A 25,432-nucleotide genomic window follows, 5' to 3' on the forward strand; every position below is an offset into this window, starting at 1 on the left:
CGAGTCGCCCCGGGTGGCCACCCCGGCCGGCCCGAAGTGCGGGTTTCATCCGAGAGATCCAAAAACCCTGACGGGGATTCAGAATGAGAACTGACAAGCACATCCAGAACCCGCGTGAGCGGCGGGCCTCGGCCCGTGCCGTCCTGAGCGGTCCAGGAGCACTTCGCTCCCTCCGATCGACGACGGCTGTGGCGGTCGCGGGCGGACTCGTGGGAGTCCTGGGAGCCGGACCCGCCGCCGCGGACCCGGTGTCGCTCACCGTGCGGTACACCTGCTCGACTCCGTTCATCGACGACCTGCCCGTCACGGTGAGGATCGATTCGGAGATCCCGGATTCGGCCGCGGTCGGACGGCCCACCCCGGAATTCGTTGTCAGAGCTGCGGTGCCGGTCGACGCGGGCGCCACGAAGATGCTGGGCAGGATCGGTGTGAAGACCGTCGAAGGCACGGTGGACGCGCAGGCACGCGTGGCTGCCCCGGAGGGGGACACCGACGTGACCTTGCCGTTCAGTGTGAAGGCCGACATCCCGGTGTCGGGGTCGTTCCACGTCAAGGCGACCGGCTCCGCCCCGGCGCTCACCTTCACGCAGCCGGGCCGCGCGAAGATCACCGTCGGCGATCTCGTCGCGCGTCTCACCCCGAGGGACGCGAGTGGCGAGGTGACGTTCCCGGGCAGGATCGACGCGCGGTGCGAGCTGGACGCGGGGCAGGAGAACGTACTGGCGTCGCCCAGGATCACGGGGGCCGGGACGACGACCGGACCGTCCGCCTCCGGCACTACGGGCGCGACCGGCGCGGCCGCCTCCGGCGCAGCGGAAACCGATGAGACCACGTCAGGTGCGACCGCGGCCGGGCCGAATGGCGTGCTCCCCCAGACCGGAGCCGGTGCCACCCCGTGGCTGCTCGGCGGCGCCGGCCTGCTGCTGGCCGTCGGCGCAGCCGCGGTCTTCGCCACACGCCGAACCCGTACGGATGACGGTGCCGGAGGACGCCGCTGAGACCTCAGCAGTCTGATGCAGGCCCCGCACGGCCAGGTGCGGGGCCCTGACCAGGCGGCGGGTGCCCTGGGGCAGCAGGCGTTCGACCTGCTGCCCCAGGCGCGGACCGTACGTGTGAACAGGGCGCTGTCCGTCCCACGTGACCGGACCGAGCCCTCCGGACGCACACATGCGCCTGCTGCAGGTCGGCCGTCTGCTCCGTCGCCGGGCGATCAACCGCCGCAGCGGCCGCGCAAATCCCACCCAAGGATCGCCGCAAGGGCGAAGGCCCGGCGTGTCCGCCGACCGGCGCACGGACCCGCGGCCCGTCACTTCCAGATGGAGCTCAGCTGCCACGCCTGCATGCGGTCGAGGGTGGCGGTGCCGCCTTCGGCGAAGACCTCGACGCCGGTGCTGGAGGGGTCGGGGAAGATCTGGTCGGTGATCACCGCTTCGCCGTTGCCGCCGAAGACCTCGACGGACGACCAGTCGACGAGGATCCGCAGCTTGACCTTGCCGTTCCTGGCCTTCAGGGGTGCGGTCTGGACACCGGGGAAGGTGCTGTTGAAGTCCACGGCGCCGGAGCGGGTGCGGTCGACGTACAGCTCCTGTGTCGTGGTGTCGTAACCGATGACGGTCTCCTCACCGCCCGCGCCGGTGCGCACCTTCAGGCCGAAGCGTTCGGCGTCCTTGAGGGAGAAGGTCGCCTCGATGTCGAGTGCCCTGCCCTTGGCCGCGGGGCCGATCAGGGGCTTGGAGGTGCTCTTGACGGTGACGCCGGACGCCGTCGCCGGGCGGTTCTGCCGGAGGGATTCCAGGCTGCCCACAGGCTTGCTGGTCAACCGGATCCGGCCGTTGACCGTGCGCAGGGCCATCTCCCGGGGAACGCTCTGCGCGCCGCGCCAGGGGGAGGTGGGGACGGAGAGGCCGTAGTCCCAGTTGTTCATCCAGCCGATCATGTAGCGCTTGCCGCCCGGCGCGTTCTCCCAGGACACCGCCGCGTAGTAGTCCTTGCCGTAGTCGGCCCAGTCGGCGCGCTGCACGACGGACCTGGCGGGCTTGTCCGCGGCGGTGAACCGGTCGGCCAGGACGTGGCCCCAGCCGCCGGTGTTCATGTCGACGACCTGGATCCGCGCCTTCTTGCCGGCGTAGGGGCGCAGGTCGAAGGAGGCCCAGTCCAGGGTCTCGCTGTCGGTGCCGGTCGCGCTGCGGACGACCTCGCCGTCGACGATCAGGTTGACGGAGGTCTCTGTGGAGACGCGGGGGGCGGTGGTGTCGGAGAGCACGATGTGGTCGACGTTGATGTGGCCCCAGCCGCCGGTGTTGTCGTCGACGATCCTGATCCGCGCCTTCTTGCCGGCGAGGTCGCCGACGTCCCAGGAGGCCCAGTTGAGTGCTTCGGCGTCCTTTCCGGTGGCGCTGCGGACGACTTGGCCGTCCACGAGGAGTTCGATCGCGGTGGGGTTGGCGGAGCCGGCCGGGTGGTTGCCGCCGCCGATGAGGAAGTTGATGTGCTTCTTGTCGATGGTGAACTCGGGCGAGGTGAGGGTGCCCGTGGTGGAGTCGCCGTTCAGGAAGGTGTTGACCAGGCCGCTGCCCAGGTATCCGGAGACTTGTTGCTGGCCGGGGAGGGCGCCGGTGGCCGGTGCGGCGCCGAAGGCGTCCCCGGTCGCCGTCCAGTCGCCGTACGTTCCGTCTTCGAAGTCGGCGAGGACCGTGCCCTCGGGCGGAGTGCCGTCCAGAACGGTTCCGGCCTCGTGCGGGTGCCGTCCGCCGCCGATCTTGAAGTTCAGGTAGGGGCTGTCGACGGTGAAGGAGGGGGAGGTGAGAATGCCGGTGGCGCCGTCACCGCCGTGGAAGCTGTTGGCGAGGCCCTTGCCGTCGAAGCCGGTGACGGCCCCCTGCCAGTCCACCGCCCCGGCGGCCGGTCCCTGTCCGAACGCCGTGCCGGTCGTCGTCCACTCGCCGAAGCCGGTGCCCTCGAAGTCCTGTACCACCGTGCCCGTGGGCGGGGTGTAGGTGCCCTTGTCGTCGGCGGTGAACTTCTTGCCGTCGAAGTCACCGATGAAGTACTGGGCGGCCGAACCGCCCGCGATGCCACCGGGGTTGATGTTGACGACCAGAACCCACTTGATGTTGTCCTTGTCGCCGTCGACCGCCAGGGGGAACAGGTCCGGGCACTCCCACACGCCGCCCGTCGCACCGGCCGGCCCGAACTCGCTCAGCAGCTCCCAGTCCTTGAGGTTCTTCGACGAGTAGAACTGCACCTTGTGCTCGGCGGACAGCGACACCGTCATGAGCCAGCTCTTGGTGGGTGCGTGCCACTGGACCTTGGGGTCACGGAAGTCCTTGGAGCCGATGTCGATGACGGGATTTCCCTGGTACTTGGTCCAGGTGCGACCCCGGTCGGTGCTGTAGGCGAGCGACTGGGCCTGCTTGCCGCCGTCCTTGTAGGCGCTGGTGTAGATCGCCACCATGGGCGGGTTCTTCTTCGTGCCGAACCCGGTGGTGTTGTTCCAGTCGACGACCGCGCTGCCGGAGAACACCATCTCCTCGTCGTCGTGCGACAGGGCGAGCGGCAGTTCCTCCCAGTGCACCAGGTCCTTGCTCACCGCGTGCCCCCAGGACATGTCGCCCCAGGAGTTGCCGTTCGGGTTGTACTGGTAGAAGAGGTGGTACTCGCCCTTGTAGTGGACGAGGCCGTTGGGGTCGTTCATCCAGTTCTTCTCCGGAGTGAAGTGGAACTGGGGTCTGTAACTCTCGGTGTACGGCGGGGTGTCGGCGGCGACCGCCTGGGGGGCGAGCGGGGCTGCGGACAGGGCGCAGACCGTTGCCACCGCCGCCATCATCCGTATGCGGGCATGCCGGGATACGCGTACCGAGCTCATGGTGTCTCCTAGTCCCGCGGTCGTCCGGGCAGCGGTGACTGCGGCCCCGGTGCGGACGGACCGAAAAGTGACGCCTCGGGCCGGCGCCGTCGTCCACGCCGCCGACCGAGGTGTCAACGTTGACTTGTGTCAGCGATGACATCGAGTGCCCGATTATGAAGCGCAGTCCGGCCGGTGCGTCAACGGTCCGGGCGAGATTGCTCCGGTACGAGCCCCCGTTCCGTCAGGTGTCTCCGTGGTCGTGGACTGCGTCAACCGGCCCTGCCGTGACGCGTTCAGGCCGGCAAACGAGCAGGTAGGAGCGGTGACCCGGGCGGCGAACAGGCAGGCGTCCGCGACGTTTTCGAGATCGGACCGGCCGGTTAACGAGTTGTTTCCGGCCTGTTGACCAGTCGGGCCTCTCGGTGCTTCACTTCCGGAACCGGTACCGAAACCGGTTCCGGGACCGATTCCGGTACCGGTTCCAAGGGTCTCTGTACGATCGGCCCTTCGGTGCGGGAGGACGTCTTCCGCCTCTGCAGGAAGGGAGGGGAGGTGACATGGGAGTCACGATCGCCGACGTGGCAGCGCGGGCCGGGGTCAGCAAGACGACGGTCTCGCGGGTGCTGAACGGCAAGGGCGAGATCAACGAGAACACCGTCTTGAAGGTCCGCGAGGCGATCTCGGAGCTCGGCTATGTGCCGAGCGCCGGGGCAGTGGGGCTCGCACGCGGTACGTCGCAGATGATCGGCATGCTGGTCCCTGACATGGCCTGGGCCTGGGCCGGCATAGTGCAGGCGGTCGTCGAAACGCTGGAGACCGAGGGCTTCGGACTGCGCATGCTGACCGTGAACCGCGGTGAGGAGTCACTGCGCAGGCTGGGCCTGCAGGTCGCCGCCAAGTCGTTCGACGGTCTGCTGGTGATCGAGCCCGAGGGGGCCCTGGCATCCATCACGGAACTGCACGAAGCAGGGCTGCCGGTGGTGCTGATCGACGACCGCTTCCAGCGGCCGGGATTCCCCTACGTGGCCACCACCAATCGGGAGGGCGGAGAGCAGGCGGCGCGTCACCTGCTGGACATCGGCCGCCGTCGCCCTCTGGTGGTGACCGGGCCCGAGGAGTACGGCTGTACTCAGGAACGGCTGGGCGGCTTCGTCGATGTCTACGCGCAGGCCGGGATCGAGCTCGACCAGCGCAGGATCGTCTGCGGTGACTTCCTGTTCGACGACGGCCGGAGCGCGGTCGCGCAGGCTCTCGCGGACGGCGTGGAGTTCGACGCGGTCTTCGGGCACAACGACCCATTGGCGGCCGGCGTGCTCGCGGCCTTGCACGAGGCCGGTCTCCGGATTCCGCGGGATGTCGCCGTGGTGGGGTTCGATGACGTCGAGGTGGCGTCGTACACCTATCCGGCACTGACCACCATCCGCCAGCCGATGCGGGAGATGGGTGCGGCGGCGGCCCGTCTGCTGCTCGACCACGTGCGGAGATCGCCGGAAGCGGCCTCCTCGCGCATCGTTCCCACCAGCCTCGTGGTCCGTGGCTCGACGACAGAGCCAAGCTCGAACTGACGCGACGTCATCGCGATGCGCACGTGATGGCGCCTCGCAGTCGGGCGGTGTGTCGCCGGTGAGTGACGCACCGCCCCCGTCTCCTTGAAGCCTCGGCGAACCACTTCGGCCTCGCCCTCCTCGCAACTCCGGGCGGCTGCGCCTGCGTTCACGCGGAACCGCCCCCATGCACCTTTCCGCTCGTGCGTTCCCGATCCGGGACACCGAACGGTGCGCCTGGCACACCCGCCCGGCCGCTGTCCCCTCCGCCTCGGATGCTCCAGCCGCGACCTGCGGATGGCCGCCGATGCCGCTGCCACCGCAGACGGTCTCCACTCGTGTGCCGACCCGTCCGGGCGCCCGCCCGCTCCCACACTTCGCCGCCCCCCGCCTCCGTATCGCTCAACGGCAAGGAGCCGCACCATGCGTATCACCACCCGTCACGCTGTCAGAACCGTCCAGACCCTGTGCGTCACCGTCACCGCGGCCCTGGTGGCCACCGGCTGCGGCCGGAGCGAGGATTCCGGCCCCGGCGACGACGCGCCCGCGAAGCTCGGCGCCGGCAAGGCCAAGGGGACGGTGGTCATGTGGTCCATGGGCGACCCCGACGAGAACCTGAAGGACCTGGCCAAGAAGTTCGAGCAGGAGAACCCGGACGCAACCGTCAAGATCACTGCCGTTCCCTGGGACGCCGCCCACGACAAGCTGACCACCGCGGTCGCCGGCGGCAACACACCGGACATGTCCCTGGTCGGAACCACCTGGATGGCCGAGATGGCCGCCATGAACGCCTTCCAGGCCACCCCGGAATCGATCAAGTCGTCGGACTTCTACCCCGGCCAGTGGGACACCACCAAGTACAAGAACACCTCCTACGGCGTCCCGTTCATCGCCGACACCCAAGCGGTCTACTACCGGACCGACATCACCACCAAGGCCGGCATCAAGGGCGCCCTGGCCGGCGACCGGGCCGGATACCTGAAGGACCTCAAGGCCATTCAGGCCACCGCCGGCAAGCAGAACCCCAAGGTGCGTCATGCCAGCGGGCTGGTGATGGGCTTCAACTCCTGGATCTTCTGGGTGCCGATGGTCTGGCAGCAGGGCGGTGACATCCACGACGCCAGGACCGGGAAGTTCACCTTCGACTCGCCCGAGGTCGCCAAGGCGCTGGAGTACTACGCGAGCGTCCCGAAGGATGGCCTGGCGCCGACCGACAGGTCGGACAACGTGCAGGGCTTCCGGGACGGGCTGATCGCCGTTTACCAGGAGGGAGCGTGGGCCGGCGGTAGCTTCCACAAGGACGCACCGGAGCTGGACGGCAAGTGGAAGACCATGCCGGTGCCGTACTCCGAGCAGCCCGCCGGGTTCGCCGGCGGCAGCGATCTGGCGGTGTTCAAGGACGCCAAGAATCCCGACGCGGCATGGAAGTTCGCCCAGTTCCTGACCGAGCCCGCCAACCTCGCGGCCTATGCCAAGGCCACCGGCAGTCTGCCCCCTTCGCCCGAGGCGTGGTCGGTGGGGAAGCTGACCGAGGACGAGAACATGAAGGCGTTCGCCGAGCAGCTCGAGGTCAGCAAGGCGCCGCCCGCCATCACGACCTGGCAGCAGATCGCCGACGCCATCGACTCCGAGCTGGAGAAGCTGATCCTCGGCAAGGCCACCGTCGCCGAGGTGCAGAAGACGCTGCAGTCCAAGGCCACCAGCATCGGCACCGGCCGCTGAGCGCCGCCCCGTGAGTATCCCTCGTACGGACGGATGACATCCATGTCCACGAAAACGCTCCCCGGGTGGAGCGACACCCACGAGCAGAGCACCGCGGGGCCGCAGCGGAGTGCCGATCGCCGGTACTCCGGGCTCCGGAGCACGGCGCGCGGCAGGCAGGCCCGGGCCGCCTGGATCCTCGCCGCCCCGTTCCTCGCGCTGTTCGCGGCCTTCATGCTGCTGCCGGTGGTGTGGTCGCTGCTGATGAGCCTGACCGACACCAAGAGCGCCGACCTGCGCACACCCCTGAACGTGTCGTTCACGGGCCTCGACACCTACGTGCGGCTCTTCCAGGACGACCAGTTCTTCACGGCCCTGCGCAACACGGGCGTGTTCGTCCTGGTGGCCCTGCCCCTGACCCTGGCCGCCGGGCTCGCCGCGGCGGTCGCCCTCGACCGGGGCATCCGCCGCTTCCGGGCCGTCTTCCGGGTCGGTTTCTACCTGCCGGTGATCACCAGCATCGTGGCCGTCGCCGTGGTGTGGAAGACGCTCCTCGAACCGCGCGCGGGACTGGTGAACCTCGTCCTGGGCTGGCTCGGGATCGACGGTCCGGCCTGGCTGGCGGACACCCGCTTCGCCCTGCCCGTCATGATCGTGATGGCGGTGTGGCGCAACCTCGGCACCGTCATGATCATCATGCTGGCGGGTCTGCAGTCCGTCCCCCAGTCCCTGATGGAGGCGGCCGAACTCGACGGCGCCGGGCCCTGGCAGCGGTTCTGGCGGGTCACCTTCCCGCTCCTGCGCCCGGCCCTGCTGCTGACCGCCGTGACCACGGGCATCGGCTATCTGCAGTTCTTCGACGAGCCGTTCGTGATGACCGGTGGCGGGCCGCTGGACTCCACCCTGTCGGCCACGTTGTACGCCTACAACCAGTTCGGCAACGGCAACTACGACATGGCGTCGGCCGCCAGCTACGTCATCTTCGTCCTCATCGTGGCGCTGACCGTACTGCAGTTCCGCGTGCTGCGAGACAAGGACTGATGCCTCATGAGCACCCTCTCCACTGCTCCGACGGCACACCCGGGCACGGACCGCACCCTGAGGCGCCGCCGCATCAGGCAGACCTGGGGCCAACCCTGGCTGTACCTACCGCTCGCCGGCGCCCTGCTGCTGATGATCGCGCCGTTCCTGTGGATGCTCTCCGGTTCCTTCAAACCCGAGGCCGACATCCGCAGAGTGCCGCCCGTCCTGATCCCCACGGCGCCCACGACCGCCAACTACGGCGAGCTGTTCAGCACGCTCGACTTCACGAGCATGTTCGCCAACTCCGTGATCGTGGCCCTCGCCGTCACCGCGGGCAACCTCATCTTCTGCTCGATGCTCGGATACGCCCTGGCCAAGCTGGAGTTCCGCGGACAGCGCGCCGTTTTCCTGCTGGTCATGGGGACGCTCATGATCCCCGGCCTGGTCACCTTCGTACCGCTGTACGTGCTGGTGTCCAACATGCAGCTGACCGGCTCCCTGGTCGGGCTGATCCTGCCGTTCCTGGCCGGCCCCTTCGGGGTGTTCCTGATGCGGCAGTTCATCTCCACCCTGCCCGACGAACTCATCGACGCCGCCCGCGTCGACGGCTGCCGCGAACTGGCCATCTTCGCGAGGATCATCCTTCCGCTGACCAAGCCGGCCCTCGCCACCCTCGGGATCATCACCTTCCTCGGCTCCTGGAACAACTTCCTGTGGCCCCTGGTCGTGGCCCAGAACGAGAGCCAGTACACGCTCCCCGTCGGCCTCGCCCTGGCCAGCAGCGGACAGTCCTTCACCCGCTTCGGCATCCTGCTCGCCGGCGCCATGGTCGTCCTGCTGCCGGTGATGATCGTCTTCCTCCTCTTCCAGCGCCAGTTCGTGGCCGGCATCGCCACCACCGGCCTGAAGTGACACGCCGACGCCCACCCCGCCGCCCTGTGTCGCACCGGCCCCGCCCGGGGCGGCGGGCAGACGGCGCGCGAGCTCCACCGCGGCAGGCGGCAGTGCCCTTGCGGCGAAGCGCTCGCCGTCGCCAACCAACTCTCTGACCTGTGACGACTCATTACCTGGAGAACACAGTGGGACAGCCCGTCCGCCCTGCCGCGTACCTGGATCCGAACGCGTCCGTGGAAGCGAGAACCGAGGACCTGCTGTCACGGATGACCCTTCCGGAGAAGGTCGGGCAGTTGCTGATGCTCGACGCACAACACGGTGACCTGGCGGACATCGTGTCGGCCAAGCTGTCCGGGTCGGTCCTGCACGTGTCACCCGCGCTGATGCCGGAGGCCATGGAACTGGCCCGGCGGACCCGGCTCGGCATTCCGCTGCTGACGGCCGACGACGGCATCCACGGCCACTCGTTCTGGCCGGGTGCGACCATCTTCCCGACCCAGCTGGCCATGGCCTGCACCTGGGACCCCTCCTTGCTCCACCGGGTGGCCCGTGTGGCCGCGACCGAGATCGCCGCGACCGGAATCCACGGGACGTTCTCCCCGGTGCTGTGCATCACCCGGGATCTGCGCTGGGGCCGGATCAACGAGACGTTCGGCGAGGACCCGTTCCTGATCGGTGAGCTGGGGGCGGCGATGGTGCGCGGCTATCAGGGTGAGGGCCTTGGCGACCCGACAGCCGTACTGGCGTACGCCAAGCACTTCGCGGGCTACTCCGAGACCCTGGGCGGGCGCGACGCGAGCGAAGCCGATCTCAGCCCGCGCAAGCTGCGTTCGTGGTTCCTGCCCCCGTTCGAGCAGGCGGTTCGTGCCGGCTGCCGCGCCTTCATGCTCGGCTACCAGTCGATCGACGGCGTGCCCATCACCGCGAACGAGTGGCTGATCAACGACGTACTCAAGGGCGAGTGGGGCTTCACCGGCACGCTGGTGACCGACTGGGACAACGTCGGCCGGATGGTCTACGACCAGCGGACCTGCGCCGACTACGCCGAGGCGGCGGCGGTCGCCGTCAACTCCGGGAACGACCTCATCATGGCCACACCCGCGTTCTTCGAGGGCGCGCAGGAAGCGGTCGCCCGCGGCATGATCGAGGAGAAACAGATCGATGACGCGGTACGGCGGGTTCTGCGGCTGAAGTTCGAGCTCGGGCTCTTCGAGGACCCCCGCACCCCCGACCCCGAGCGGCAGGCGCGGGTGATCGGCTGCCGCGAGCACGCCGACCTCAACCTGGAGACCGCCCGACGCTCCCTGGTGCTGCTGCGCAACGAGGGGATCCTGCCCCTCGAAGGGGGGCTGACCTCGGACGGAACCGGCCGCGCCGTGAGCCGGCGCACCCCGCGGACGATCGCGGTCATCGGCCCCAACGCCGACAGCACGGAAGCCATGCTCGGCGACTGGGCGGGTGCCACCGGCCAGGTCCCGTGGATGCCCGAAGGACATCCGCGCGAGTCGGTGGAGACAGTGCTCGACGGCCTGCGCGCCGTCGCACCCGCCGACTGGACCGTCACGTACGCCCGCGGAGCCGACATCGCAAGCCCCGACCAGGACGCCGGGTGGTCCACCGGGCCCGACGGCCAACCGCAGCCGTCCCCCTTCACCCCCGCCCCGGTCGACCAGGCCCAGCTTCGGGAGGCCACCGACGCGGCACAGGCCGCCGACTACGCCGTGGTGGTCGTGGGGGACACCATCGACCTCACCGGCGAGGTGCGTTCCACGGCCACGCTCGACCTCCAGGGAGGCCAGACCGCACTGCTGGACGCGGTCGCCGCCACCGGCACACCGATGATCGTCGTCCTGGCCCAGTCCAAGCCGAGCACCCTCCCGGACTCGGCACTGAACGCCGCGGCACTCATCGAGGCGTTCAACCCGGGGATGCGCGGCGGCCGTGCCATCGCCGAACTCCTCCTCGGACTCATCGAACCCGGCGGTCGGCTCCCGGTCTCCTTCGCACGCCACGTCGGACAGCAGCCGGTCTTCTACAACCAGGTACGAGGCCAGCACGGGAACCGCTACGCGGATCTCACCCAGGACCCCCTGTTCGCCTTCGGCGAGGGCCTCACCTACACCACCGTCACCTACTCCGACCTCATGGTGCAGGACGAGGACGTCCCCGCCGACGGCACCGTCAACGCCACCGTACGACTCACCAACAGCGGAAACCGTCCCGCCCTGGAAACGGTCCAGGCCTACGTCAGCGACCTGACCACCAGCGTCACCTGGGCCGAGCAGGAGCTGAAGGGTTTCACCCAGGTCGACATCCCTCCCGGCGAAAGCCTGGACGTCAACCTCACCATTCCCGCCGCGCACTGCTCACTCGTGACAGCCGACAACCGCCGCGTGGTCGAACCGGGCGAGTTCATGCTCCGCGTCGGCCCCAGCTCACGGCGTGAGCACCAGCTGAGCGCAGGATTCCGCATCCGGAACTGAAGGCCGTATACGGAAACCTGAAGGCCGCATCCGGAACTGAAGGCCTATACGGACCTGAAAGCCGCGTACGGCCGTGAAGACCCCCGCCCCGCCGGCCGGCCGCCCCGCCGAACCGAGGGCCGGCGGGGCGGGCCCCTCTGAAACACCGAAAGGCACGCGTGTGTCCACCACACCCCGCGATCCGCACTACCCCGTGGCGCACCTGCGCCCGCCCCGCAACTGGATCAACGACCCCAACGGGCTGGTCTTCCACGACGGCCACTACCACGTGTGCTACCAGTACAACCCGTACGGAGCGACCCACGCGAACCTCAACTGGGGCCACTTCCGCAGCCCCGACCTGCTGACCTGGGAGCCGCTGCCGATCGCCCTCTCCCCGACCCCGGGCGGCCCGGACGCCGACGGCTGCTTCTCCGGCAACGCCGTCTCCGACGGCGAACGACTGGTCGCCTTCTACTCCGCGCACCGCGAGGACCGCTCGTTCCAGCACCAGCCGGTCACCTGCGCCGTCTCCCGAGACGGCGGCCGGACCTTCAGCCCGCGCGGGGAACCGGTCATCCCCGAGCTGCCCGAGGACTGCACCATGTACCGCGACCCGTACGTCTGGCAGGACGGCGACGGCTGGCGGATGCTGGTCGGCGCCGCCCTCGCGGACGGACGCGCCGCCGCCCTCCTGTACGACTCGCCCGACCTGGCGAACTGGACCTACCGGGGGCCTTTCGCGGCCCGCGAGAAGGAGCCGATCACCGGCACCGACCTGCTCACCGGCGAGGGCTGGGAGTGTCCCCAGTACCTCCCGGCAGCCGACGGACGCGGCGCCCTCATCTTCAGCGCATGGAACAGACAGGACGGACCGCAGAGCGTCGCAGCCCTGATCGGCGAGGAGCGCGACGGTCACTTCGAGGCCGGCCCGGCGGTACCCGCCGACCACGGCCCCGAGTGCTACGCACCCGCCCTGCTGCGCGCACCGGGCAACCGGTGGCTGCTGTGGGGCTGGTCATGGGAAGCCCGCGACGCAGCCTGGGCCGTCGCGGACCGATGGGCCGGCGTCCTCACCCTGCCTCGCGAGATCCGTGTCGACGACGGTGGCACGCTGCGCCAGCAGCCCGCCACCGAACTGCTCGCCCTGCGCGGCAGGCACACCATCCGCGCCGCGGGCGCGACGAAGGGCCCGCAGCCGGTGGACCTCGGCAGCGTGGGCCGCGCCTTCGACCTGACGGCCCGTCTGGAGCCGACCGGTAACGCCGCTCTGCGGCTGCTCACCACCCCCGACGGCTCCGAGTACCTCGACATTCGCCTCGACCCGGCCGCGGGCGAACTGGTCGTCGATCGCGACCACGCCTCACTGGACACCCGGGCCCGCGGCGGCTCCTACCGGATGCCCTGCCCGGCCGGCCGGCCCGTCGACCTGCGCGTGGTCGTCGACCACTCCATCGCCGAAGTCTTCCTGACCACCACTGGCCAGGTCCTCACGCTGCGCTTCTACCCGACAGGGCAGTGCCCGTGGCGGCTTCAGGCCCGCACCGCACCGGGTACGCGCCTCGGCTACGCGGTCGACGCGTGGGAGCTGCACCCGCTCGTGATCAAGCAACCGAGCACCGGCGCCGCAGAGCCGACGCCGATGCCGACGCCGCCGTAGAACCGGCGCCGGTGTTGCCGTAGAGCCGACTTCAACCCTTCGGTCCCCCACCTCGGCACTGTGTCCCACCCATCTTCGAAAAAGTACTGAACAAGCAGGTCCGAAGGAGGATCTTCCATGAGCTCGTACGGTCTCGGACGACGCCAGTTCCTGGCCACCGCCGTTGGTGTCGCCGCCGCCTGGACCCAGGTCTCCGGGAATGCCGTCGCTGCCCCGCAGCTGACGCAGGCGGCCTCACGTGGCAATTCCGTGCGCGTCTGGCTGACGGACGTATCGGCCGACGAGTGGGTTGTGAGCCGGAGTGATGTGCTGTTCAAGGCAAGGAGAACGGCCAACCCGCTGACGATCAAGATCGACGACAGCGTCAGGTACCAAAAGGTCCAGGGTTTCGGGGCGGCCATGACCGACTCCTCGGCCTGGCTCATCGACAAGCTGTCCACTGCCGAGCGGACCGAGCTGATGAAGAAGCTGTTCGACCCCGCGAAGGGCATCGGCCTCAGCCTGCTCCGCTCTCCGATGGGCGCCACGGATTTCAACGCGTCCGGGAACTACTCCTACAACGACATGCCGGCGGGACAAACGGACCCGAAGCTGTCCGACTTCTCCATCCAGCACGATGTGCCGTACATCATTCCGGCATTGCGAGAGGCCCTCTCACTCAACCCGTCCATCAAGATCATGGCCAATCCGTGGAGCCCACCAGGCTGGATGAAGACCTCCGACTCCATGATCGGAGGCACCCTCAAGAGCGAGTACACCTCTGCGCTGGCCAACTACTTCGTCAAGTTCATACAGGCCTACGGCGAAGCCGGCGTGCCCATCTCCTACATTTCGCCGCAGAACGAACCCATGGGAACTCCCACCTGGCCCGGCATGTTCCTGTCCGCTTACCAGGAATCCGAGTTGATCCAGGAGATCGGCAAGGCGTTCGAGGCCAACGGAATCTCCACGAAGATCCTGGCCTGGGACCACAACTGGGATGTGCCCTCGTATCCCGAGACCATCTTCAGCGACCCCGCTGCCTCCAAGTACACCGCGGGAACCGGATGGCACATCTACAGCGGCGACCCGAACTACCAGACCTTGGTCCACAACGACTACCCGAGTAAAGAAACCTACATCACGGAAGCCACCGGAGGCGTTTGGCAGGACAGCAACCAGACGGCGTTCAGTGAGGCACTCGGTACGTGGATCATCAAGGGCACGCGCAATTGGGCGAACGGGGTGATGCTGTGGAACATCGCGCTCGACCCCGACAGGGGCCCGCTCAACAGCGACACGGCCGGTATACCCATGCTTCGTGGATTGCTCACGATCGATCCGGCCGACGGACGGGTGTCCTACAACGTGGACTACCACGCCCTCGCTCACGCCAGCAGGTTCGTCAAGCCTGGAGCACATCGCATCTACTCGAACACCTTCGGGGAAGGAAGCATAGAGAACGTCGCGTTCCAGAACCCGGATGGATCGAAGGTCCTGATCGCGTACAACTCGGGAAGCGCAGCGAAAACCTTCAGCGTGGCAGACGGGACGCACTCGTTCGACTACACCCTGAACGCCGGCGACGCCGTCACCTTCACGTATTCCGGGCCTACGCGGAGCGGCCGTACCCCTGCGGCGACCAAGGTCTCGGACCCGACACACGACTTCACGTTCAAGTCGCCATCCGGTCCGGTCACGGTCACGTACGATCCGGCACTGCTGCCCTACCAGAATGCCATCCGTACCGGAAACAAGCTGGTCACGTACTCCCTTCCGGTCGGAGCTTCCATCCAGACGACAGGAGGGGCGCTGAGCCGCGGCAAGTGGACCGCCACGGCCTCGGCGCAGCCGGACTGGGGTGTGGCCGCGAACGCGATCGACGGCGACATCAGCACCAGGTGGAGTCTCGGGCATGGGACGACGAGCGGCGACTGGTTCCAGATCGATCTGGGAAGTCCCACGAGCTTCAACAAAATCGTCTTCGACACCGGCGTGAACAATTCGTTCGACTATGTCACCAGGTATCAGATATATGTCTCGAATGACGGTGTCGATTGGGGCAGTGCGATCGCGAGCGGCAGCGGGGGCATAGGAAAGGTGGCCGTCACGTTGCCGACCCGGACGGCGCAGTACATTCGCATCGTCAGTACCGCGGCATCCGGTTTCTGGTGGGCCATCGGTGACATCGATGTGTACGGGTCCTCGCGTGGAGCCGGCTCGATCACAGCCCCGACAGCGGTATCGAACGGCCTCCAACTGAAAACCTGGACCAGCAAGGAGGGGGAGCAGGTTGCCGTGGTGTTCAACGGGACCGCAGGCAGTCGGAGTTTCAAGGTATCCGCCGATGGCTCGTATACCTATACGCTCCCGAGCGGGACATCGGCGATGTTCACGACCAAGAAGCTGTCGAGCTTCCCGACGCCGGTCTTCAGCAGTCTGACGCCGGACCAGGGCATGCCGCGCTCCAAGTTCACGATTCGCGGTTCCGGCTTCGGCGACGCGCAGGGGCTGGGTACGGTGTATTTCGGATCAAGCTATGCCGAAATAGACAGCTGGTCGGACACGAGTATCAGCGCTTACGTTCCGAGGGGACTTCCGTCGGGGAAGGTCGCGGTTTCCGTGAAGGGAGCCGGCGGAGTGCACGCAGGTGGATCCTCGTTCGATGTCATGGACCTGGGTCCCGCGCTGTCGCGGACGGGTTGGACCGCAAAGGCTTCGGACGCAAGTCAGTGGGATGCGCCCGGAAACATGCTGGATGGAAATTCCGACACCCGGTACAGCTCCGGAACGGGGCAGTACGACGGTCTCTGGATCCAGGTGGACATGGGGCAGACGCAGACTTTCAGCAGGATTGTGCTGGATGTCGGCGGCAGTGTCAGCGACTATGCGCGAAGCGCAGACATTCACGTATCTGCGGATGGAACCGACTGGACCAAGGTTTCTTCCGTGACGGACGGCCAGCGAGTCCACCTGGTCTCCTTCCCGACGCAGACAGCTCGCTACATCAAGGTCGTCAATACCGGCAATGTTGCGCGTAGCTGGTGGTCAGTCGCAGAATTCAACGTCTACGACTGACCTCGGGCTTTCGTGTGGGGCGAGCGCTGACCTCGCCCCCCGAAGCAGAGAAAGTGCCTCTGCCCGGCGAGAACAGGGATGCTGACGTCCTTGTCCCCGCACTGGGCGGAGGCACTTTCCAGGTGAAGGGCGCGCTCGGCAGTGTTCCTCCGGCGTCGAACCGTCCATCCGGGCGACCTTCAGCGTTGCAGACTGGCGATCACCAGTCTGTACGTGGAATCGCCGCCTTGGGAGATGCCGACCGAGCCGACGCCGAGGACTTTGTCGGTGCCCGGGACCGCCGCGATGTCGTTCAGCTGGAGCGACTGCTTCGCGCTGGACCTGATCCCGTCGCCGCTCGGCAACTCCGGTCTCGCGATCCCCTCGCAGTCGCCGTCCGCCGTGCGGTAGCGGCCGGCGCTGACGACCACCCCACCCTCGCCGTCGCTGACCGAGCGGCCGCGGTCGGCACACGCACCCTCCTCGTCCGGCAGCTTGGCCCAGCGGGCGCCGTTCCAGCGCAGCCGGATGTCCTGCGCGGGCGGGTCGGGTTCGTCGTCCTCGCTGTAGGAGCTGAGGGCGCCGTAGGCGCGTACGTCGTCCTTCGCCGTCGCGACGACCTCCGTGAGCTGGGCATAGGCCTCGGGCGCGGGGACCGTGTAGTGGTACTCCGGCATCTCCACGAGCTTCCAGGTGCGGCCGTCCCAGTGCACAGCGGCGGGCTGGGTGTGCGCCAGTGCGGGGTCGGTGCCCCCGGCATCCGGGTCGCGGCGGCCGACCGCCCACAGGTCGTCCGACGCGGCACCGTCGAGTGCGCTGACGGGGATGGGCAGGTCCATGGCGGTCCAGCGGCTGCCGTCCCAGTGGTACGCGCGGGACTGGCCGTCGAGGACCCAGATGTCGTCCGGGGCGAAGGCCTTGACGTCGGAGGCCCGGGGGTCGTCGGGGAGCTCGGGCAGTGCCGTCCAGCGGGCACCGTCCCAGTGGGCCATCCGCACCGAACTCAGGTTCTGCAGGCTTGCTGTCAGCAGGAATCCGCCGGAGTCCAGGGCGTCGAAGCGGGCGTCGTAGACGCTGTCACCGAACGACGCCGGCAGGGGGCGGCGCTGCCAGTCGGTGCCGTCGTAGTGCATGAGGAAGCCGTCGTCGGCCGTATCACCCCCGGCGTCGCGGAGGTCGGACTGGCCCACCACCCAGATGTCGTCGGCGGCGGGCGCTATCACGCCGGACAGTGAAGTCGTCCTCCCGTCCTCGCCCTTGAAGACCTTGTCGTATCTCCAGGTCACGTCAGGGCCGAACGCGGCACGTGCGACGACGACGGAGACGAACAGGAGCAGCAGCATGGCGAGCACCAGGTTGACCTTGAGCATGCGCGAGTTCACGTACGCCCTCCCCACATCCTGTCTCCCCGGGCCGGCCCCTGGTCGGGGCAGCATACGTTCCGGACTCTCGCCTGGATCAGGCACCGTTCGTCACCTCAGGGCTTGCTCCTGGAAGCCGGCGATGACGGGGCCGGCCGTGTAGTCCTGCCGCCGGGCCGGACTGCCGGGCCGGACTGCCGGGCTGGACTGCCGGGCTGGACTGCCGGGCGGTCGGCGCCGCGCGCTCGGCCGCCCGGCTTCTTTGTCAGGCAGCCCGTGTGTCGAGGCTGCGGCCGGACGTACGTCCCTCTCACCCCGCCCCGCGTCGCCCCGGCATCGCCCCGTCCCGGCATCGCGCCATCCGGCGTCGGGGCGTGTCCGCTGGGGCTTGTCGATGCTGCACAGCTCGGCGGGGAGATTTGTGGATGCGTGACATGGGCTGTCGAGCGGCGCCTTCCTACTGTTCACGGACACGTAAACACCCCTGCACAGCCTGCGTCGTCGAGGTGATCTGGTGAGCGTTGGATACCTGCCCTGGGGCCGACCGGACTCCGTGATGTCCCGACCCTGTCTGCGCGACGCACGGCACGAGCTGTCGTACGCGGACGTCGCGTGCCGCGCCGAGGCGGTGGCGGAGCAGCTGGCCGAGCATGGGGTCGGCGAAGGCGACGTCGTCGCGGTCATGTTGCCCAACCGGGTGGAGCTGCTGCTGGTCCTGCTCGCCGCGTGGCGCCTGGGCGCGGCCGTGACACCGGTCAACCCGGTGTTCACGGCGAACGAGGCGGAGTACCAGCTGCGTGACGCGGATGCCGTGCTCGTCGTCACCGCGGGTCCCGGCGCACCGACTGCGGGCCTGCCGTCGATCCCCGTCGACGCGCTGCGGGCGGAGCCCGACGGCGGGTTGCCGGATCGCGAGGTGCGTCCCGACGACCTGGCCCTGCTGATCTACACCAGCGGCTCCACCGGCCGCCCCAAGGGCGTGATGCTCGACCACGCCCATCTGCGGGCGATGGCGTCCATGCTGGCGGGGCACCTGAAGCTCACCGAGGACGACCACTGTCTGCTGGTCCTGCCGCTGTTCCATGTCAACGCGATCTGTGTGAGCTTCCTGTCCTCCCTGCTGGCCGGCGGGCAGCTCACCGTCCTGGAGCGCTTCGCACCGCTGCCGTTCCTGGAGGCGGTCGAGCGGTACCGGCCCACCTACTTCGCCGCCGTGCCGACCATCTACGCCCGGCTCGCGGAGCTTCCGGCGGACGTCGTACCCGACACCTCCTCGCTCCGGTTCGCCGTCTGCGGGGCGGCCCCGGTGTCGAAGGAGCTGCTGGAGCGGTGCGAGGAGCGCTTCGGCCTCGTCATCGTCGAGGGATACGGGCTCACCGAGGGCACCTGCGCGTCGACCTGCAACCCCGTCGACGGCCCGCGCAAGCCGGGCACCGTCGGCCCGCCGCTGCCCGGCCAGGAGATCGGCGTCATCTCACCGGACGGCCGCCTGCTCCCGCCCGGTGCCACCGGAGAGGTCGTCGTCCGCGGCCCGAACGTCATGCGCGGCTACCTGCGCCGCCCCGACGAGACCGCCGCCGTGCTCGTCGACGGATGGCTGCGCACCGGCGACGTGGGACGCGTCGACGACGACGGCTACCTCACCCTCGTCGACCGGGTGAAGGACATGATCATCAGGGGCGGCGAGAACCTCTACCCCAAGGAGATCGAGTCCGTGCTGTACGGCCATCCGGCCGTCCTGGAGGCCGCCGTGGTCGGCGCGCCGGACCCTCTCTACGGCGAGGTCCCCATCGCCTACGTCGTCACCTACCCCGACGTGCCGGTCACCGCCGACGACCTCTTCGACCACTGCCGGCAGCACCTCACCAGGATCAAGCTGCCGGTCGAGATCCACCTGCCGGGAGCGCTGCCGAAGAACCCGGTCGGGAAGATCGACAAGCCCTCCCTCCGGAAGTCCCTGCAAAGGGGCCCCCTGCCGCGACAGAACACCAGCTGCTGAATTCCCGCCCCTCCCACCACCGTCCCGTGAACAGTCGCCGGGCGGACGGTACCCCCTTGCCGCAAAGGAGCCGCACCATGGGGTTCAAAACGGGTGATTTCCCTCCTGTCGACCCGGAATCGTTTCTCCGCAAACCCCTGCTCGAACGCACGAGGACACTCGCGCTCCACTGGGTCGAGTACGGCTTCGGCACACCCAAGATGATCCACACGACCTACGTCGTGAAACTCCTCGTCCTCTACGTCCTGGGCGGTACCGCGGCCGCGACCGCGAGCTCCGGGGCCGGTCCGTTCTGGGACGTCGCGCACTGGTGGAACGTGCCGATCGTGTACGAGAAGCTGGTGCTGTGGACGGTGCTCCTGGAGGTGGTCGGAGTGGCCGGGTCATGGGGGCCGATCGCCGGAAAGTTCAAGCCGATGACCGGGGGCATCCTGTTCTGGGCGCGGCCCGGGACGATCCGGCTGCGGCCGTGGCGCCGGGTGCCGTTCACGAACGGCGACACCCGGACGGTCCTCGACGTCGTGCTCTATCTCGCCCTGCTCGGCTGCCTGGCCGCCGCGGTCGCGTTGCCCGGCGACTCCTCGGATCTGGTGGACCCGGCGCTGCTGGTCGCGGTGATGATCCTGCTGGTGCTGTGCGGGCTACGGGACAAGACTCTCTTCCTCGCCGCTCGAGGGGAGCAGTACCTGCCCGCGCTGGTCTTCTTCGCGTTCCTGTCCTTCACCGACATGATCGTCGCGCTCAAGCTGCTGATCGTGGTCGTCTGGGTCGGCGCGGGTCTGTCGAAGATGGGCCTGCACTTCTCCCACGTCGTCGCGCCGATGGTGTCCAACTCCCCGTCCGTGCCCGCCAGATGGTTCAAGCGCGCCCACTACCGCGACTTCCCGCGCGACATCCGCCCCTCGAAGGTGGCCGGCGCCATGGCGCATGCGGGCGGCACGTTCGTGGAGATCGTCACCCCGCTGGTGCTGCTGTTCTCCACCGACCGGGCGGTGACGCTGGCGGCCGTCGGGCTGATGGTGGTCTTCCACCTGTTCATCATCTCGACCTTCCCGCTCGCGGTACCGCTCGAGTGGAACGCGCTGTTCGCCTACGCCACGGTCTTCCTGTTCTGGGGCTTCCCCGCCCAGGACGGCTACGGGGTCGGTGACATGTCGTCACCCCTGCTGACGGCGGCCGTGGTTGCCGGACTCGCCTTCTTCCCGGTCCTCGGCAATCTCCGGCCCGACCTGGTGTCCTTCCTGCCCTCGATGCGGCAGTACGCCGGGAACTGGGCCTCCGCGCTGTGGGCCTTCGCGCCGGGAGCCGAGGCGAAGCTCAACTCCCTTCCGCACCGGCCGACGACCAACCAGGTCGACCAGCTGCAGGCGATGGGCTACCCGGCGGCGGTCGCGGAGATCACCATGCAGCAGACCATCGCCTGGCGGTCCATGCACAGCCAGGGCCGGGGCCTGTTCTCCCTCCTCATCGACCACATCCCGGACCTGGACCGATGGACGGTGCGCGAGGCGGAGTTCGCCTGCAACTCGCTGATCGGGTTCAACTTCGGCGACGGCCACCTGCACAACGAGGACCTGATCAACGCCGTGCAGAGCCGGGTCGGCTTCGCGCCCGGCGAGTGGATCGTCGTATGGGTCGAGTCGCAGGCCATCCACTCCGGCGTCCAGCACTACAAGGTCATCGACGCCGCTCTCGGCGTGATCGAGCGAGGCACCTGGCGGGTCGCCGACGCGGTGAACGCCCAGCCCTGGCTGCCGGACGGGCCGATCCCGTACAAGGTCACCTGGTCGGCCCCGGGCGCCCGGCAGCCGTCCGAACGGCGCGAGGACGGCACCGGCTCGGGTGCTTCGGGTGCCTCGGGTGCCTCGGATGTGAGGACGCCGGCGTGAGCACGGCCGTGGTGGTGGGCGGCGGGCCCAACGGACTCGCCGCCGCCGTCCTCCTGGCCCGGGAGGGCGTGCGGGTCACCGTGCTGGAGGCCGCCGACGAGGTCGGCGGCGGCGCCCGCAGCGGCGAGGCGATCCTGCCCGGCCTCCTGCACGACCACTGCTCCGCCATCCACCCCATGGCCGTGGGCTCGGCGTTCCTGCGCGGCCTGGACCTGGGCAGGTACGGCCTCGAATGGCGACTGCCCGACATCGACTGCGTCCACCCGCTCGACGACGGCACCGCCGGCGTCCTGCACCGCTCCGTCACCGAGACCGCGGCCGGGTTCGGCGGCGCGGACGGGGCACGGTGGCGGCGGCTGTTCGAGGGCCCCGTGGCGTCGTACGACGACCTGGCCGAGGACATCATGGGCCCGCTCCTGCGCCTCCCGCACCACCCTCTGCGGCTCGCCCGCTTCGGGATCCCCGCGCTGCTGCCCGCCACGACGCTGGCCCGGCTGTTCGCCGGAGAGCGGGCGCGGGCCCTGTTCGGCGGCGTGGCGGCGCACGCCTTCCAGCCACTGCACCACCCGCTCACCTCCAGCATCGGTCTGGGCATCCTGACCGCCGGGCACCGGCACGGCTGGGCGGTCGCGGCCGGTGGCTCGGGGGCGATCACCCGGGCGCTGGCCGCGCTGCTCACCGACCTCGGCGGCAAGATCGAGACGGGCGTCCGAGTGCGATCGTCATCCCAACTCCCGCCTGCGTATGTGACGTTGTACGACCTCGCCCCCGCCGCCGTGGCCGACATCCTCGGCGACCGGCTGCCGCCGTCGGCCGCCCGTGCCTACCGCCGGTTCCGCCACGGCCCGGGCGCCTTCAAGGTCGACTTCGCGGTCGAGGGCGGCGTCCCCTGGACCGCCGAGCCGGCGCGGCACGCCGGGACCGTGCATCTCGGCGGCACCTTCGCCGAAGTGGCCGCCGGGGAACGGGAGATCAGCGCCGGCCGGATGCCGGAGCGGCCGTTCGTCCTGGTCGGACAGCAGTACCTGGCCGACCCACAGCGCTCGGTCGGCGACGTCCACCCTGTCTGGACGTACGCGCACGTCCCGCACGGCTACACCGGCGACGCCACCGAGGCGATCACCGCACAGGTGGAACGGTTCGCCCCCGGTTTCCGGGACCGCGTCGTCGGCCGCACGGTGCGCACCACCGCCGATTTCCCCGCGCACAACCCCAACTACGTCGGCGGAGACATCATGACCGGCGCCAAGAACGTTCCCCAACTGCTGTTCGGTCCCCGACCCACCCTCAACCCCTACGACACCGGCCTGCCCGGCCACTACCTCTGCTCGGCCGCGACCCCGCCCGGGCCCGGTGCGCACGGCATGTGCGGGGTGAACGCGGCCCGGGCCGCGTTGCGCCACGTACGGAAAAGCTCCCGCTGAAGAGCCGGCACCGGGCGGCGGCCGGGGCGCTCCCCCTCCAGGACCTGCGGAGATACGATCTGCGGGCCAACGGGAAGGACGCGGGCGATGACACCTGCCACGGACGACGACATCCTGCCCCTGGTGGCCGAGACGGCGCGGCGGCTGAACGAACGCGAGCCGGAGATCGCCCGCACCATGAGCATGCTGCTGGCCCGCGAGATCAGCCATCTCGACGAGGACCGGCACCTCGTCGAGATGCTGGAGGCCAGCGTCGACGCCAACGTGAAGACGCTCATCCATGTCCTCGCCAACCACATCCCGATAGAACACCTGCAGCCCACGACCGCCGCCGCCGAGTACGCCCTTCGCCTCGCCCAGCGCGACATCCCCGCGCACTCGCTGGTCCGCGCCTACCACATGGGCCAGAACGACTTCATCGAGGCGTGCTTCACCGAGGTCCAGCGCCTGGACTGCTCCGCGGAGCTGAAACTGGAGGTCCTGCACCACATCTCCGACGTGCTCTACCGCTACATCGACTGGATCTCCCTGTACGTCCTGGACGCGTACGAGAAGGAGAAGAGGCGCTGGATCAGCTCCCGCGGAAACCTCCGCTCCTCCCTGATCCACAAGATCGTCGCCGGGCAGCCCGTCACCCCGTCCGTGTTCGAGCAGGAGACGGGCTACCGCCTCGACCAGTACCACGTGGGGGTGGTGGTGTGGAGCACCGCCCCGGCACCCGACCCGGAGGAGCCCCGCAGGCTGGAGCGCTTCGTCCTCGGCCTCGCCGCCCGCTGCCGCTGCACCGGCCAGCCGCTCGTCACGGCCATCGACCGCAGCATGGTCTGGGCCTGGCTGCCGTTCGGGGCCAGACAGCCCGCCCTCGACATGGGGGAGATCCGCGACCTCACCGCCGGCCTCGCCAAGAACCGCCGGCTCGCCCTCGGGTCGCCCGCCCACGGCCTCACTGGCTTTCGACGCACCCGGGAGCAGGCGCAGTCCGCCAGAGACGTCGCCCTCGCCTCCGTCGGCCCCGCCCACCCCGTGGTGAGCTTCGGCGACCAGGGAGTGGCCATCGTCTCCCTCCTGGCCAAGGACATGGACTCGACCCGACGATGGGTGCACGAGGTACTCGGCCCGCTGGCCCGGGGCGACGACCACGCCACTGAACTCCGGCGCACCCTCCACGCCTTCTTCAGCACGGGCGAGAACTACGGCAAGGCCGCCGAACTGCTCAACGTGCACCGCAACACCGTCAAGTACCGCGTGAGCAAGGTGCTCGACTCGCCCGGCCTCACCGCAGCACACGACCGCATGGACATCGCCCTGGCCCTGCAGATCTGCCACTTCCTCGGCCCCGCGGCACTGTCCGGCACCGAACTCGGAGGGCAGTGAACCCGCGAGAAGCCGCGATCAAGCCCATGCGCCCCTCCTGAGGCCGCTGGTACCTGATCAGCCACCTCTGCGAGTGAGGGCGACGCACCCTGGCGGGGAGTGCCCGATGCTGCGAAACTGCCAAGGCGAAGCGAGCGATGGGGATCATCATCAACTGAGGTGACGGGGGCCTTGATGATGTCTGCGCCCAGGCCGGATCGAGATAGAAGTCGAACACTGTTCGCGGAATTCAGGCGCGTTCTGGCCAGGGTCAAGCCAATCCTTGTGAAGGCTTCCCTGGTTGTTGTGGCTGGCCTGGGGATTGCGGCAGAGGTGTTCGACCCCTTGGGAGATTTCCTGAAGGGAAGCGATTTCCTTGGGGGGTCTTTTGTTGCGATTGTTGCCCTCATAATTCTTGACGCCGTGAGCGACCTCGGTGCGGCGCCTGAAGATGACGGCATATACCTCCTGTCCGAAGTGGAGGATTTGCGAGACTACGTGCAGCGGGCCTTCGAGTCGAAAGAAGTGCGAATCGACTTCTCCGGTTTCACCATGGAGACGCTTTTGATGGCTCTGCGGCCGGCCTTGACGAGGCTGGGAGAAAGCAGGGGGAGTAATCGAAGCATTAGGATCCGGGTGGCGGTGGCTCATTTGGATGCGCCAATGAATCTTCCGAGCCGCTTGGTCCCGGGAGAGGAGCCGAATGGCTCACCGGCGCGATCCCGGCACTTTGAGGATTCTCCGCTCGTGCGAGAGCGAGGGCGGGGGACGAAGGAGAGGAGTGTGCGATGGCTGCAGCAGTTGATTGACGGTGCACGGCACATGAACCCTCAGATGAGAATAGAGTTCGAGGTGCGCGAGTCTCCTGTCGGTCCGGCGTTCAAACTCTTTGTGATCAACGATGAAGTTGCACTCTTTGGTCTCTATGGGATAAATGACGTGGAAGTTTCCCATGGTGGAGAGCGGTTGCGAATATTGGACCCCTATGCGTTCCGCCCTGCTGGTGGCGACTTGTATCTATTGGGTTGGGATCGGCGCTCGAGGTCGCAGAGCGTTCGTAAATCTTTCGATCATTACTCCCAATGGTTCGAAAGTCTGTGGGCGATATTGGAGTACGTGTCGCCGACCTCACGTACTCCGAGGTCTGCCCCTGGATAGGTTCAGCAGAGAACCCGGTATGGCGGACCTGCTGTGGCGCCGAATGCCGTGAAGTGGCTGGAGAAGGGGAGGGTAGGGGAG

At 68.4% G+C, this 25,432-nt stretch carries 15 protein-coding genes; 13 read left to right on the forward strand and 2 right to left on the reverse strand.

All coding sequences use genetic code 11. The features are described from left to right. Positions 1–83 precede the first annotated feature (83 nt). Positions 84–998 carry a DUF6801 domain-containing protein gene (locus FNH04_RS47365; RefSeq protein ID WP_228031109.1) on the forward strand — a complete coding sequence of 305 codons (915 nt, stop codon included), beginning with the start codon at positions 84–86 and terminating at the stop codon, positions 996–998. Positions 999–1,306: 308 nt separating this feature from the next. On the opposite strand, the gene FNH04_RS04335 is transcribed toward FNH04_RS47365, so the two are convergent. Then, positions 1,307–3,865 (reverse strand): GH32 C-terminal domain-containing protein, encoded by a 2,559-nt coding sequence (locus tag FNH04_RS04335; protein ID WP_152780453.1) that lies wholly within the window; start codon positions 3,863–3,865, stop codon positions 1,307–1,309. 539 nt (positions 3,866–4,404) lie between these two features. On the opposite strand from FNH04_RS04335, the gene FNH04_RS04340 reads away from it, so the two are divergent. The 7 genes from FNH04_RS04340 to FNH04_RS04370 all read left to right on the forward strand — a co-directional run bounded on the left by FNH04_RS04340 (position 4,405) and on the right by FNH04_RS04370 (position 16,188). Beyond that, entirely contained in the window at positions 4,405–5,412 is a 1,008-nt protein-coding gene (locus FNH04_RS04340; RefSeq protein WP_152780455.1) for a LacI family DNA-binding transcriptional regulator, read from the forward strand. 402 nt (positions 5,413–5,814) lie between these two features. Next, entirely contained in the window at positions 5,815–7,113 is a 1,299-nt protein-coding gene (locus FNH04_RS04345) for an extracellular solute-binding protein (protein WP_152780457.1), read from the forward strand. Between the two features lie 42 nt (positions 7,114–7,155). After that, complete coding sequence (locus FNH04_RS04350) at positions 7,156–8,133, forward strand: carbohydrate ABC transporter permease (protein WP_228031110.1); 978 nt, start codon at positions 7,156–7,158, stop codon at positions 8,131–8,133. A gap of 6 nt (positions 8,134–8,139) precedes the next feature. After that, complete coding sequence (locus tag FNH04_RS04355; protein ID WP_152780461.1) at positions 8,140–9,027, forward strand: carbohydrate ABC transporter permease; 888 nt, start codon at positions 8,140–8,142, stop codon at positions 9,025–9,027. Positions 9,028–9,194: 167 nt separating this feature from the next. Next, the gene (locus FNH04_RS04360) at positions 9,195–11,492 is read left to right on the forward strand and encodes a glycoside hydrolase family 3 N-terminal domain-containing protein (protein ID WP_322722582.1); all 2,298 of its coding nucleotides are present in this window, start codon (positions 9,195–9,197) and stop codon (positions 11,490–11,492) included. A 160-nt stretch (positions 11,493–11,652) separates the two neighbouring features. Then, positions 11,653–13,131: a glycoside hydrolase family 32 protein gene (locus tag FNH04_RS04365; protein ID WP_322722579.1), complete on the forward strand. Its 1,479-nt coding sequence runs from the start codon at positions 11,653–11,655 to the stop codon at positions 13,129–13,131. 117 nt (positions 13,132–13,248) lie between these two features. Beyond that, positions 13,249–16,188 carry a discoidin domain-containing protein gene (locus FNH04_RS04370; RefSeq protein WP_152780463.1) on the forward strand — a complete coding sequence of 980 codons (2,940 nt, stop codon included), beginning with the start codon at positions 13,249–13,251 and terminating at the stop codon, positions 16,186–16,188. Positions 16,189–16,367: 179 nt separating this feature from the next. On the opposite strand, the gene FNH04_RS04375 is transcribed toward FNH04_RS04370, so the two are convergent. After that, on the reverse strand, positions 16,368–17,549 hold the full coding sequence (locus FNH04_RS04375; RefSeq protein ID WP_152780465.1) for a hypothetical protein: 1,182 nt from the start codon (positions 17,547–17,549) through the stop codon (positions 16,368–16,370). A 493-nt stretch (positions 17,550–18,042) separates the two neighbouring features. On the opposite strand from FNH04_RS04375, the gene FNH04_RS04380 reads away from it, so the two are divergent. The 5 genes from FNH04_RS04380 to FNH04_RS04400 all read left to right on the forward strand — a co-directional run bounded on the left by FNH04_RS04380 (position 18,043) and on the right by FNH04_RS04400 (position 25,351). Further along, positions 18,043–19,527, forward strand: coding sequence for a class I adenylate-forming enzyme family protein (locus FNH04_RS04380; RefSeq protein WP_322722580.1), 1,485 nt, complete (start codon positions 18,043–18,045; stop codon positions 19,525–19,527). Between the two features lie 77 nt (positions 19,528–19,604). Beyond that, the gene (locus FNH04_RS04385; protein ID WP_152780467.1) at positions 19,605–21,416 is read left to right on the forward strand and encodes a DUF3556 domain-containing protein; all 1,812 of its coding nucleotides are present in this window, start codon (positions 19,605–19,607) and stop codon (positions 21,414–21,416) included. Beyond that, entirely contained in the window at positions 21,413–22,840 is a 1,428-nt protein-coding gene (locus FNH04_RS04390) for a phytoene desaturase family protein (RefSeq protein WP_322722581.1), read from the forward strand. The genes FNH04_RS04385 and FNH04_RS04390 overlap by 4 nt, the downstream gene beginning before the upstream one ends. A gap of 87 nt (positions 22,841–22,927) precedes the next feature. After that, positions 22,928–24,214: a PucR family transcriptional regulator gene (locus FNH04_RS04395; protein ID WP_152780469.1), complete on the forward strand. Its 1,287-nt coding sequence runs from the start codon at positions 22,928–22,930 to the stop codon at positions 24,212–24,214. A 264-nt stretch (positions 24,215–24,478) separates the two neighbouring features. Beyond that, on the forward strand, positions 24,479–25,351 hold the full coding sequence (locus FNH04_RS04400) for a hypothetical protein (RefSeq protein ID WP_152780471.1): 873 nt from the start codon (positions 24,479–24,481) through the stop codon (positions 25,349–25,351). Positions 25,352–25,432 lie beyond the last annotated feature (81 nt).

Origin of the sequence: Streptomyces phyllanthi (assembly GCF_009377205.1) — a bacterium.
Taxonomy (GTDB): Bacteria; Actinomycetota; Actinomycetes; order Streptomycetales; family Streptomycetaceae; genus Streptomyces; species Streptomyces phyllanthi.

What these genes read in the sequence shown, in the direction of transcription:
- FNH04_RS04355 (WP_152780461.1), top strand. Translation starts at nt 8,140, where the DNA reads ATGAGCACCCTCTCCACTGCTCCGACGGCACACCCGGGCACGGACCGC.
- FNH04_RS04385 (WP_152780467.1), top strand. Translation starts at nt 19,605, where the DNA reads ATGGGGTTCAAAACGGGTGATTTCCCTCCTGTCGACCCGGAATCGTTT.
- FNH04_RS47365 (WP_228031109.1), top strand. Translation starts at nt 84, where the DNA reads ATGAGAACTGACAAGCACATCCAGAACCCGCGTGAGCGGCGGGCCTCG.
- FNH04_RS04370 (WP_152780463.1), top strand. Translation starts at nt 13,249, where the DNA reads ATGAGCTCGTACGGTCTCGGACGACGCCAGTTCCTGGCCACCGCCGTT.
- FNH04_RS04340 (WP_152780455.1), top strand. Translation starts at nt 4,405, where the DNA reads ATGGGAGTCACGATCGCCGACGTGGCAGCGCGGGCCGGGGTCAGCAAG.
- FNH04_RS04395 (WP_152780469.1), top strand. Translation starts at nt 22,928, where the DNA reads ATGACACCTGCCACGGACGACGACATCCTGCCCCTGGTGGCCGAGACG.
- FNH04_RS04345 (WP_152780457.1), top strand. Translation starts at nt 5,815, where the DNA reads ATGCGTATCACCACCCGTCACGCTGTCAGAACCGTCCAGACCCTGTGC.
- FNH04_RS04350 (WP_228031110.1), top strand. Translation starts at nt 7,156, where the DNA reads ATGTCCACGAAAACGCTCCCCGGGTGGAGCGACACCCACGAGCAGAGC.
- FNH04_RS04335 (WP_152780453.1), bottom strand. Translation starts at nt 3,865, where the DNA reads ATGAGCTCGGTACGCGTATCCCGGCATGCCCGCATACGGATGATGGCG.